The sequence below is a fragment of the Pseudomonas sp. NPDC096950 genome, assembly GCF_044762525.1.
Taxonomy (GTDB): domain Bacteria; phylum Pseudomonadota; class Gammaproteobacteria; order Pseudomonadales; family Pseudomonadaceae; genus Aquipseudomonas.
In genome coordinates this window covers 19,264-32,544 of record NZ_JBIWEL010000035.1, presented here as the reverse complement: position 1 = coordinate 32,544, position 13,281 = coordinate 19,264, and the positions used below count along the sequence as shown (strand labels likewise).

At 63.0% G+C, this 13,281-nt stretch carries 2 protein-coding genes (1 of these 2 only partly in view); both read left to right on the top strand.

Annotation, left to right across the window (positions count from 1 at the left end; all coding sequences use genetic code 11):
• Positions 1-81: 81 nt before the first annotated feature.
• The gene (locus tag ACIQY3_RS32040; protein WP_403028075.1) at positions 82-12,435 is read left to right on the top strand and encodes a non-ribosomal peptide synthase/polyketide synthase; all 12,354 of its coding nucleotides are present in this window, start codon (positions 82-84) and stop codon (positions 12,433-12,435) included.
• Positions 12,435-13,281: the 5' portion of a non-ribosomal peptide synthase/polyketide synthase gene (locus ACIQY3_RS32035; protein WP_403028072.1), read on the top strand. It continues 12,695 nt past the right edge of the window; only the first 847 of its 13,542 coding nucleotides appear in the window; the start codon lies at positions 12,435-12,437; its stop codon lies off the right edge, out of view. The genes ACIQY3_RS32040 and ACIQY3_RS32035 overlap by 1 nt, the downstream gene beginning before the upstream one ends.

Genomic DNA, 13,281 nt, shown 5'->3' with positions numbered 1-13,281 from the left:
CGCTAATTTTTCCGGTCTGCATTCGTTTTATAGGGACGACGTGCCTTTGTGCTTCCTGCCTACTGATCCGGATGCTAAGAAATGAATGCTGAAGACTCCTTGAAACTTGCTCGCCGGTTTATCGGGTTGCCCCTGGAAAAGCGCCAGATGTTCCTTGCGGCCTTGCACAAGGAGGGCGTGGATTTCGCCCGTTTCCCGATCCCCCAAGGGGTTGAGGCCGAAGACCGGCAAGCGCTGTCCTACGCCCAGCAACGCATGTGGTTCCTGTGGCAACTGGACCCGCAAAGTGGCGCCTACAACTTGCCCGGCGCGGTACGGCTTAAAGGCCGGTTGAACCTGGCGGCGCTGGATCAGGCATTTGCCAGCCTGGTGGCGCGTCATGAAACCCTGCGCACGGTGTTCCAGCGCCAGCCGGACGACAGCCTGCAACAAGTGCCGGCCAGTGCGCCGCTGGTGATCGAGCAGGTCGATTTCAGTGAATTGCCGGTGACCGAGCGTGAGCACGCAGTCGCCCAGGCAGCCCAGCAACAATCGTTGTTGCCGTTCGACCTGGCGGTCGGCCCGCTGCTGCGGGTCAAGTTGCTCAAGCTCGCCGAACAGGAACACGTGTTGCTGCTGACGCTGCACCACATCGTTTCCGATGGCTGGTCGATGAACGTGTTGATCGACGAGTTCATCCGTTGCTACGACGCCCATGACGCGGGCGCGCAACCGCAACTCACGCCGCTGCCGATCCAGTACAGCGACTACGCCCTGTGGCAGCGCCGCTGGCTGGAAGCGGGGGAGCAGGCGCGTCAGCTCGAATACTGGCAGGCGCAATTGGGCGACGAGCATCCGGTGCTCGAGTTGCCGATCGATCACCCGCGCCCGGCGATGCCAAGCTATCGCGGCACGCGCCATGAGTTCGCGGTAGACGCGCAACTGGCCGAGCAACTGCGCGCCACGGCGCAAAAGCACAACATCACCCTGTTTATGCTGCTGCTCGGCGCCTTCAATGCGCTGCTGCATCGCTACACCGGGCAGACCGACGTCCGCGTCGGCGTACCCATCGCCAATCGTAACCGTGGCGAAATCGAAGGCCTGATCGGTTTCTTCGTCAACACCCAAGTGCTGCGCACCCAGCTCGATGGCCAGACCCGCGTGGTCGATCTGCTCGCCCGCATCAAGGAAACCGCCCTCGGCGCCCAGGCCCATCAGGACTTGCCGTTCGAGCGTCTGGTAGAAGCCTTGAAGCTGGAGCGCAGCCTGAGCCACACGCCGTTGTTCCAGGTGATGTACAACCATCAGCCGCAAGTCGCGGACATCACCACGGTGACCACGGCCTCGGGCCTGGAACTGGGCATGATCGACTGGGAAGGGCGCACCACCCAGTTCGACCTGACCCTGGACACCTACGAAAAGGCCGGCAAATTGCACGCCGCGCTGACCTACGCCAATGACCTGTTCGACGCCGAAACCATCGCGCGCATGGCCCAGCACTGGACGCGCCTGTTGCACGCCATGGTCGGCGATGTCACCCAGCGCATCGGTGAACTGCCGTTGCTGGATGCCAGCGAACACCAAACTTTGGTCCACGACTGGAACCACACCGCACAACGCTATCCGACCGAGCAGTGCATCCATCAGTTGATCGAAGCGCAGGCTACGCGCACGCCAGATAACGTCGCGCTGGTGTCCGGCGATGTGGTGCTGAGCTATGGGCAACTGGACGCCCGGGCCAACCAATTGGCGCAACTGCTGCGCGAACAGGGCGTTGGCCCGGATGTGCTGGTGGGGATCGCCGTTGAGCGGTCGATTGAAATGGTCGTCGGGCTGGTGGCGATTCTCAAGGCCGGTGGCGCCTATGTGCCGCTGGACCCGGAATACCCCCAGGAGCGCCTGGCCTACATGATCGAAGACAGTGCGATTGCGCTGTTGCTGACCCAAACTTCTCTGCTGCCGCGCCTGCCGACCGAGGGCGTGAATGTGATCACCCTCGACCAGCCATCCGATTGGCTGGACCGCTACAGCGCTGCCCGCGTTCCCGTGGCGATGCACAGCCTGAACCTGGCCTACGTGATCTACACCTCCGGCTCCACCGGCAAACCCAAGGGTGCTGGCAACAGCCACGCGGCGCTGGTCAACCGTTTGTGCTGGATGCAACAGGCGTACGGCCTCGATGGCAGCGACGCGGTGTTGCAGAAAACCCCGTTCAGCTTTGACGTATCCGTCTGGGAGTTTTTCTGGCCGTTGATGACCGGCGCCCGTCTGGTGGTCGCCGCACCGGGTGAACACCGTGAGCCGGCACGCTTGATCGAGACCATCGGCCGGCATCAAATCAGCACGCTGCACTTTGTACCGTCGATGCTCCAGGCGTTCATTCACGAGCCGGGCGTTGAGGTTTGCAGCAGCCTCAAGCGCATCGTGTGCAGCGGTGAAGCGCTGCCGCTGGATGCGCAACTGCAAGTGTTCAGCAAATTGCCAAAGGCCGGGCTGTACAACTTGTACGGCCCGACCGAAGCGGCCATCGACGTCACCCACTGGACCTGTGTCGATGAAGGCGCCGACAGCGTGCCGATCGGCCAGCCGATTGCCAACCTGCGCACCCATGTTCTCGACGCGCAGTTGCTGCCGGTGCCGGCGGGCGTGGCCGGTGAGTTGTACCTCGGTGGCGCCGGTCTGGCGCGCAGTTACCACCGTCGTCCGGGGCTGACCGCCGAGCGCTTTGTGCCTTGCCCGTTCCATGACGGTGCGCGCCTGTATCGCACCGGCGACCGCGTGCGCCAGCGTGCGGACGGGGTTATCGAGTATCTCGGGCGTCTCGATCATCAAGTCAAACTGCGCGGCTTGCGCATCGAGTTGGGCGAGATCGAAACTCGCTTGATGCAACACCCACTGGTGCGTGAAGCGGTGGTGCTGGTGCAGGGCGGCAAGCATCTGGTCGGCTATCTGGTCCTGGAAAGCGCCGAACCTGAAGCGCAGTGGCAGCAAACCCTCAAGGCCTGGTTGCTCGGCTGCTTGCCGGAATACATGGTGCCGACGTACCTGATGCCACTGGCCAAACTGCCGGTGACCGCCAATGGCAAACTCGACCGCAAAGCCTTGCCCGAGCCGGAAGCCGCCGTGCAGCAAGCCTTCGTCGAACCCCAGGACGAACTGCAAAAAGCCCTCGCGGCGATCTGGCAGGACGTGCTCGGTGTCGAGCGCATTGGCCTGGAAGACAACTTCTTCGAACTGGGCGGCGATTCGATCATCTCGATCCAAGTGGTCAGTCGTGCCCGTCAGGCCGGCATTCGCCTCAGTCCGCGCGACCTGTTCCAGTACCAGACCGTGCGCAGCCTGGCGCTGGTGGCGACGGTCGATCACCTGAGCACTGTCGATCAAGGCCTGGCCAGCGGTGCCGTGCTGCTGACGCCGGTGCAGCATTATTTCTTCGAGCAACCGATGACGGAGCGTGGGCACTGGAACCAGTCGTTGCTGCTGGCATCGCGTGAAACGTTGCAAGCCCAATGGCTGGAAAGTGCGCTGACGCGCTTGATCAATCATCACGATGCCCTGCGTTTGCGCTTTGTCGAAGACGCCCAGGGCTGGCAGCAAAGCTATGCCAGCGAAGTGACCGAGTCCGGGTTGTGGCAACGCCAGGCCGACAGCGCTGAAGCGTTGGCGGCGTTGTGCGATGAAGCCCAGCGCAGCCTCGATTTGCAAAACGGTCCGCTGCTGCGGGCGATGCTGGTGACCTTGGCCGATGGCGCTCAGCGTCTGTTGCTGGTGATCCATCACTTGGCGGTGGACGGCGTGTCGTGGCGCGTCTTGCTGGAAGATTTGCAGCAGGCTTACACGCAACTGGAAAGCGGCGGGGCGATTGTCCTGCCGAGCAAGACCAGCGCCTATCAAGCCTGGGCCGAGCGCCTGCAACAGCACGCGCCGGCGCTGAGCGAAGAGCTGGCGTACTGGCAGCAGCAAACCAGCGCACAGGCCTTGCCGTGTGACCGTCCCGAAGGTCGCCTGGACAATCGCTTCGGTCAAAAAATCGAATGTCGCCTCGACAGCGAACTGACCCGCCAATTGCTGCAAAGCGCGCCGGCGGCTTACCGCACCCAGGTCAACGATTTGCTCCTGACCGCACTGGCGCGGGTCATCTGCCGCTGGAGCGGCCAGCAAACGGCGTTGATTCAGCTTGAAGGCCACGGTCGTGAAGACCTGTTCGACGAACTCGACCTGACCCGTAGCGTGGGTTGGTTCACCAGCCTGTTCCCAGTCAGTCTGCAACCGGCGGCGACGCTGGCGGACTCGATCAAAACGGTCAAGGAACAACTGCGGGCCGTTCCGGGCAAGGGCCTGGGTTATGGCGTGTTGCGTTACCTCGGCGAGCCGGCGCAACGCGCACAACTGGCGGCCCTGGCGCCGCCACGGATCACCTTCAACTACCTGGGGCAGTTCGACCGCCAGTTCGACGAAACCGCACTGTTTGTGCCGTCCACCGACGGCAGTGGCGTGGCTCAGGATCCTTCGGCGCCGTTGGCCAACTGGCTGACCGTCGAAGGGCAGGTCTACGGCGGCGAGTTGTCCATGAGCTGGGGCTTCAGCCACGAGATGTTCGACGCGGCCACCATCCAGCAATTGGTCGACAGCTATGGCGCCGAACTCCGTGCGCTGATCGAGCATTGCGCTGCGCTGGAAACGCCGCAAGCCACGCCGTCGGACTTCCCGTTGGCGCGCATCACCCAGGCGCAACTCGATGCGCTGCCGGTGTCCGTCGGCCAACTCGACGACCTGTACCCGCTGTCGCCTATGCAACAGGGCCTGCTGTTTCACACCCTCTACGAACAAGCGGCAGGCGAGTACATCAATCAGTTGCGGGTTGACGTTCAAGGAATTGATCCCGAGCGTTTCCGTGCCGCGTGGCAAGCCACCGTCGATGCCCAGGACATCCTGCGCAGCGGTTTTGTCTGGCAGGGTGAACTGGAACAGCCGCTGCAAATCGTGCACAAGCAAGTGCAGTTGCCGTTCAGCGTGCTCGACTGGCGCGCCCGTGGCGATGATGCCGCCGCCCTCGATGGCTTGGCCGATGTTGAGCGCCAACAAGGTTTCGACCTGACCCAGGCGCCGTTGCTGCGCCTGGTGCTGGTACAAACCGCCGCCGATCAATGGCACCTCATTTATACCCATCACCACATCCTGATGGATGGCTGGAGTAACTCGCAGCTGCTGGGCGAAGTCTTGCAACGTTATCGCGGTCGGGCACCGCTGGCGGCAGCCGGGCGTTATCGCGATTACATCGGCTGGCTGCAACGCCAGGACGGGCAACTGAGCGAAAACTTCTGGGGCGAGCAACTGGCGTCCTTGCAAGAGCCAACCCGGTTGGCGCGGGTGGTGCCGGGCAACGAAGCCCTGAGCGGTCACGGCGATCATTTCCAGACCGTGCCATCCACTGGTACTCAAGGGCTGGAGGCGTTTGCCCGTCAGCAAAAAGTGACGCTCAACACCCTGGTGCAAGCGGCGTGGCTGCTGTTGCTGCAACGCTACACCGGTCACGAAACCGTGGCCTTCGGCGCCACGGTGGCCGGGCGTCCGGCGGACTTGCCGGGTATCGAGCAACAGGTCGGCCTGTTCATCAACACCTTGCCGGTCATCGGCACGCCGCGCCCGGACCAGAGCGTCGGTGCCTGGCTGCAAACCGTGCAGGCGCAAAACCTCAGCCTGCGCGAGTTCGAACACACGCCACTGGCGGATATTCAGCGCTGGGCCGGGCAGGGTGGCGAAGCGTTGTTCGACAACATCCTGGTGTTCGAGAACTACCCGATTGCCCAGGCGCTGCAACAGGGCGCGGAGCAAGGCGTGGCGTTCGGCGAGGTCACCAGCCTTGAGCAAACCCACTATGCGTTGAGCGTGGCCGTGACCCTCGGCGAGACGCTGGCGCTGCATTACAGCTTCGACCGCGCGCATTTCGCCAGCGATGCCATTGAGCGCATCAGTGCGCAGTTGCTGCAACTGCTGGAGCAGTTTGCCGAGTCCGCCGAGCGCAACCTCGGCGAAATCGCCCTGGCCAGTCCGCAGGAACTGGCGCTGCAACTGGCCAACAACCATCCGCAGCCGTACCCGGTGGACGTCGCCGTGCACCAGCGCATCGCCCAATGGGCGGCCCAGGGCCCGGAGCGCACGGCGGTGATTTTTGCCGGCCAGCGCTTCAGCTATGGCGAGATTGATCGGCGCGCCAATCAACTGGCCCATGCCCTGATCGCTCGCGGTGTCGGCGCGGAAACCCGGGTCGGCGTGGCGTTGCCGCGCAGTGAAGGGGTGATCGTCGCGCTGTTGGCGGTGCTCAAGGCCGGTGGTGCGTATGTGCCGCTGGACACCAGTTACCCACGGGAACGCCTGGCGTATTTGATCGAGGATTCCGGGTTGGCGCTGCTGCTGACTGACTCCCGCGTTTCGGCACAACTGCCTATCGACGAGGCCACTCAAGTCCTGGAACTCGACCGCCTCGACCTCAGTGGCCAGCCACTCGATGCGCCGCGGGTACAACTCGATCCGCAGAACCTCGCCTACGTGATCTACACCTCCGGTTCCACCGGTAACCCGAAAGGCGTGAGCGTGGCCCACGGTCCGTTGGCGATGCATTGCCAGGCGATCGGCGAGCGCTATGAAATGCGCGACAGCGACTGCGAATTCCACTTCATGTCGTTCGCCTTCGACGGTGCCCATGAACGCTGGCTGACCAGCCTGACTCACGGTGCGTCGCTGCTGATCCGCGATGACAGCCTGTGGACCCCGGAACAGACCTACAACGCCATGCGCGATCACGGCGTCACCGTCGTGGCATTCCCGCCGGTGTACCTGCAACAACTGGCCGAACACGCCGAGCGCGAAGGGCATCCGCCGAAGGTGCGCATCTACTGCTTTGGTGGCGATGCGGTGCCGGCCGCGAGTTTCGAGCGGGTCAAGCGCGCCCTCGATCCGGACTACATCATCAACGGCTACGGACCCACCGAAACCGTGGTCACGCCGCTGATCTGGAAGGCCGGACGCGAGATGCCGTGCGGCGCCGCGTACGCGCCCATCGGCAGCCGCATCGGCGACCGTAGCGCCTACGTGCTCGACGCCGACCTCAACCTGCTGCCCCAAGGCATGGCCGGTGAGTTGTACCTGGGTGGCACCGGTCTGGCCCGGGGTTACCTGAACCGTCCGGGCCTGACCGCGGAGCGTTTTGTCGCGGACCCGTTCAGCCATGTCGGCGGCTTGCTGTACCGCACCGGCGACCTGGTGCGCCAGCGTGCCGACGGCACTTTCGACTACCTGGATCGCATCGATAATCAGGTGAAAATCCGTGGTTTCCGTATCGAACTCGGCGAAATCGAAGCGCGCCTGCAAGCCCTCGATGGCGTACGCGAAGCGGTGGTGGTCGCCCAGGAAGGCACCGCTGGCAGTGGCAAGCGCCTGGTGGCCTACGTGGTGGCCGATGCGTTGAGCGCGGCTCGGGTTGATTTTGCCGAAAGCCTGCGCGAGCAACTGAAAGTTGCCTTGCCGGCGCACATGGTGCCGGCCTATTTGCTGCTGCTTGAGCGTCTGCCACTGACCCCCAATGGCAAACTCGACCGCAAGAACCTGCCGAAGCCGGATGTCAGCCAATTGCAGCAAGCCTACGTGGCGCCGCAAAGCGCGCTGGAGCAGCAACTGGCGACGATCTGGCAGGACGTGTTGAAGCTCGATCAGGTCGGTCTGAGCGACAACTTCTTCGAGCTGGGTGGCGATTCGATCATCTCGATCCAGGTGGTCAGCCGCGCGCGTCAGGCCGGGATTCGCTTTACGCCGAAAGACCTGTTCCAGCACCAGACCATCCAGGCTTTGGCCTCGGTGGCGCGCTTAGGCGAACAGGCTCAACTTATCGATCAAGGCCCGGTCACCGGCGAACTGGCGTTGTTGCCGGTGCAGCAAGTGTTCTTCGCCCAGTTCATTCCTGAGCGTCAACACTGGAACCAGGCGGTGATGCTCAAGCCAACGCAAACCCTCGACGCCACCGAGCTTGAACAGGCGTTGGGTGCGTTGATTAACCATCACGACGGCTTGCGCTTGAGCTTTGTCGAGCAGGCTGATGGATGGCAGGCGCAGTACCGCGCAATCAATCAGCAGGCAGACGGGATTGTCTGGGCCGTCGATGTTGCCGACGCGACCGGGCTGGAAGTCGTGGCCAATGAAGCGCAACGCAGTCTGAGCCTTGAAAACGGGCTGCTGGTGCGTGCCGTGCTGGCCAACCTCGACGACGGCAGCCAGCGCTTGCTGCTGGCGATCCATCACCTGGTGGTGGACGGTGTGTCGTGGCGGATTCTGTTTGACGATCTGCAAACTGCCTATCGCCAATTGTCGGCGGGTGAACCGCTGCAATTGCCAGCCAAGACCAGTGCCGCCAAAGCCTGGGCCGAACAGCTGCAAACCTATGCACGCAGTGCGCCGTTGCAACAGGAATTGGCCTACTGGCAACAACAGTTGCAAGGCGCCGACGTCGCCCTGCCGTGTGACAACCCCGAGGGCAGCCAACAGAACCGCCATGCGCTGACCGTGCGCACGCAACTGAACAAAACACTGACCCGGCAACTGCTGCAAGACGCCCCGGCGGCCTACCGCACCCAGGTCAACGACTTGCTGCTGACCGCACTGGCTCGGGTCATGGTGCGCTGGACCGGCGCCGACAGCACGTTGATCCAGCTCGAAGGCCATGGCCGCGAAGAGCTGTTCGACGGCGTAGACCTGACCCGCACCGTGGGTTGGTTCACCAGCCTGTACCCGGCCAAACTGACGCCGACCGCCGACCTCGGCGGCTCGCTGAAACAGATCAAGGAACAACTGCGCGGCATCCCGAACAAAGGCATCGGTTTTGGTGCGCTGGCGCATTTGGGCGACGACGCTGCGCGTGAGGCGCTGGGTCAATTGCCGGTGCCGCGCCTGACGTTCAACTACTTGGGGCAGTTTGACGGCAGTTTCACCGAAGCCGACGGCGCGCTGTTCGTGCCGTCCAGCGAAGCGGCCGGCGATGAACTCGACGACGGCGCACCACTGGCCAACCACCTGGCCCTCAACGGTCAGGTGTACGGCGGTGAATTGAACCTGGGCTGGACCTTCAGCCGCGAGATGTTCAACGAGGCGACCATCCAACAACTGGCTGACGATTATGCGCAGGAGCTGCAAGCGCTGATCGCCCATTGCTGCCAGGCCGGGCAACACGGCGTCACGCCGTCGGACTTCCCGCTGGCGCGTTTGAACCAGGCGCAACTGGACGGCTTGCCGTTGGCGCCACAGTTGATCGAAGACCTTTATCCGCTGTCGCCGATGCAGCAGGGCATGCTGTTCCACGCGGTGTACGAAGAAGCCACGGGCGACTACATCAACCAGATGCGCCTCGACGTCGAAGGGCTCGACCCCGAGCGTTTCCATCAAGCGTGGCAAGCGGCGGTGGAGGCCCACGACATCCTGCGCACCCGTTTCGTCTGGCAGGGCGAATTGGACGCGCCGGTGCAAGTGGTCAGCAAACATGTGCAAATGCCTTACAGCCTGCATGACCTGCGCGCCGAGCCGCACCTTGAACAGGCGTTGCAGACCCTTGCCGACATCGAACGCCAACGCCTGGACCTGAGCGCATCGACCTTGCTGCGCCTGGTGATTGCGCGGGTCGACGACAATCGTCATCACCTGATCTACACCAACCATCACATCCTGATGGACGGCTGGAGCAACTCGCAGTTGCTCGGCGAAGTGCTGCAACGCTACAGCGGTCAGTTCCAGGCGACCCATGGCGGACGTTATCGCGATTACATCAACTGGCTGCAACGCCAGGACGCCGCCGCCAGCGAAGCTTTCTGGCTGCCAGCGCTGCGCAACCTCGACGAGCCGACCCGCCTGGCCCAAGCCGTGGCCCGGCCAGCGGACGCCGACGATCAGGGTTATGCCGATCACTTCGAAGTGCTGGACGCCGAACAGACCTTGCGTCTGAGCGAGTTCGCCCGCGCCTCGAAAGTCACAGTCAACACCCTGGTGCAAGCGGCGTGGCTGCTGTTGCTGCAACGCTACACCGGCAAAAACACCGTGGCCTTCGGCGCCACCGTGGCCGGGCGGCCTGCGGACCTGCCGGGTGTCGAGCAACAGGTCGGTCTGTTCATCAACACCTTGCCGGTGATCGCCAGTCCGAGTGCGCAGCAGTCGCTCGGCAGTTGGTTGCAAGCGGTGCAGGCGCAGAACCTGGCGCTGCGCGAGTTCGAACACACCGCACTGTTCGATATCCAGCGCTGGGCCGGGCAGGGCGGCGAAGCCCTGTTCGACAGCATCATGGTGTTCGAGAACTACCCGATTTCCCAGGCCCTGGAGCAGGGCGCGCCGCAGGGACTGCGCTTTGGCCCAGTGGCGAATCACGAACAGACCAACTATCCGCTGACATTGCTGGTGAGCCTGGACCGTCAATTGTCGGTGCACATGAGCTACCAGCGCGGCAGTTTTGCCCAGGCGACCATCGAGCAACTGGCGGCGCATTTGCAACATCTGCTGAGCCAGATGACCGCGCCGGAACGTTGCCTCGGTGATCTGGTCTTGCTGGACGACGCTGAACAACGTCAGGTGTTGCTGGACTGGAATCCGGTTGACGAAGCGTTCGCCCAGGACTTGTGCATTCACCAGTTGATCGATCAACAAGTGGCTGCGCAACCGAATGCGTTGGCGGTGACTTTTGCCAACAAGCAACTGACTTATGCCGAACTCGATGCCCGGGCCAATCGCCTGGCGCACAAGTTGATCGAATTGGGTGTCGGCCCGGAAGTGCGGGTCGGCGTCGCGATGCAGCGTTCCGACAGTCTGTTGGTGGCATTGCTCGCGGTGCTCAAGGCCGGTGGCGCTTATGTGCCGCTGGACCCGGATTACCCGGCCGAGCGGGTCGCCTACATGCTCGAAGACAGCCGTGCTTTGGTGCTGCTGACCGAACAAGCCATCGCCGCCACTCTGTCGGTGAACGCCAATACCCAAGTGCTGTGGATCGATCAGGTCGAGGCGCAACTGGCGGCTTATCCGCACACCGCGCCGGTCACCCGTGTCACGCCGGATAACCTGGCCTACGTGATCTACACCTCCGGTTCCACCGGCAAACCGAAAGGCGTGTCCATTGCTCATCGCAACGTGCTGGCGCTGATCGACTGGTCGCAATCGGTCTACAGCCGCGACGATATTCAAGGCGTGCTGGCCTCGACCTCGGTGTGCTTCGACCTGTCGGTGTGGGAGCTGTTTGTCACCCTGGCCAACGGCGGCTCGCTGATCATCGCCCGTAACGCGCTGGAACTGGCGCAACTGCCGGCGCGGGATCAGGTGCGCCTGATCAACACCGTGCCGTCGGCGATCAATGCACTGCTGGGCGCCGATCAGATTCCGCCGAGCGTGCGCATCATCAATCTCGCCGGTGAACCCCTCAAGCAATCCCTGGTGGATGCGCTCTACGGGCAAGCAACGGTCGAGCATGTCTTCGACCTGTATGGCCCGTCGGAAGACACCACCTATTCCACCTGGACCCGGCGCGAGGCGGGCGGCAAGGCGAACATTGGCCGTGCGCTGAAACACACCGCCAGCTACTTGCTGGATGCCGATCTGCAACCGGTGCCGGTCGGTGTGTCGGCCGAGTTGTACCTGGCCGGCGCCGGTATCACTCGCGGTTACCTGGCACGTCCGGGCATGACCGCCGAGAAGTACGTGCCGAACCCGTTCTCCAACACCGGCGAACGCCTGTACCGCACCGGTGACCTGTGCCGCTATCAGGCTGACGGCGTGCTCGAGTATCGCGGCCGCATCGACCATCAAGTGAAGATCCGCGGTTTCCGCATCGAGCTGAGTGAAATCGAAGCGCGGTTGCTGCAACAACCGGGGGTTCACGAGGCGGCGGTACTCGCCCAGGAAGCCCAGGGCGGCCAGCAATTGGTGGCCTATGTGGTCGTGCCGCAACTGGACCTGAACGCCGCTGACGCCCAGCGTCAATTGCGCGATGAGCTCAAGGCCGGGCTCAAGACCAGCCTGCCGGACTACATGGTCCCGGCGCATCTGCTGTTCATCGAACAACTGCCGTTGACGCCGAACGGCAAGCTCGACCGCAAGTCATTGCCGACGGTGGATGCGAGCCAGTTGCAGGCCAGCTATGTGGCGCCAGGCAGCGAGCTTGAGCAGCAGGTCGCCGCGATCTGGCAGCACGTGTTGACCGTCGAGCGCATCGGTTTGAACGACCACTTCTTCGAGCTCGGCGGCCACTCGCTGCTGGCCGTCAACGTGGTCTCGCGGGTCGCCCTCGAACTGGGCCTCACCCTGACCCCGCAATTGCTATTCCAGCACCCCGTCCTCAGGGATTTCGTCGCGCAACTCGACACCGACGGCGGGGCCATCAACGAACAGAAACTGAACAAGCTGGAAAGCCTGCTTGACGAAATGGAGGAAGTCTAATGGACAAGAGTGTTGCTTTGAGGATTGCCAAGCGCTTTATCACTCTGCCGCTGGACAAGCGTAAGTTGTACCTGGAGAAGATGCTCGAAGAGGGCGTGTCCCCGGCGAACTTGCCGATTCCCGAGGTCAAGTCCGGGTTTGAATCGATCCCGTTGTCTTACGCCCAGGAACGCCAATGGTTTCTCTGGCAGATGGACCCCCACAGCACCGCGTATCACATCCCCAACGCCTTGCGCCTCAAGGGCGAACTTAATGTGCCGGCGCTGGAACGCAGCTTCAATGCGCTGGTGCAGCGCCATGACAGCCTGCGCACGACGTTCATCGAGCAGGACGAAAAAACCGTCCAGGTGATCCATGGGCAGATGCCGATCAGCATCGATATTCAAGCCCTCGACGTTGACCTGGTCCCGGCGCTGCTGGACGAGCGGATCAAGGCATTTGTCGAGCAGGAAACCCACCGGCCTTTCGATTTGCAACATGGGCCGCTGCTGCGGGTGTCGCTGCTCAAGGTCGCCGACGACGATCACGTCCTGGCGTTGATCCAGCACCACATCATCTCCGATGGCTGGTCGATGCAAGTGATGGTCAAGGAATTGATCCAGCACTATGTCGCCCAGACCTCGGGTCAGCCGTCGACCCTGCCTGAGCTGAGCGTGCAATACGCTGACTACGCGATCTGGCAGCGCCACTGGCTCGAAGCCGGGGAGCGCGAGCGCCAACTGGCGTACTGGACGACGACGCTGGGCGGTGAGCAAACCGTGCTGGAGTTGCCGATCGATCATCCGCGTCCGGCCCTGCAAAGCTTTCGCGGCGCGCGCCTGGACCTGAACCTTTCTCCAGCCCTGG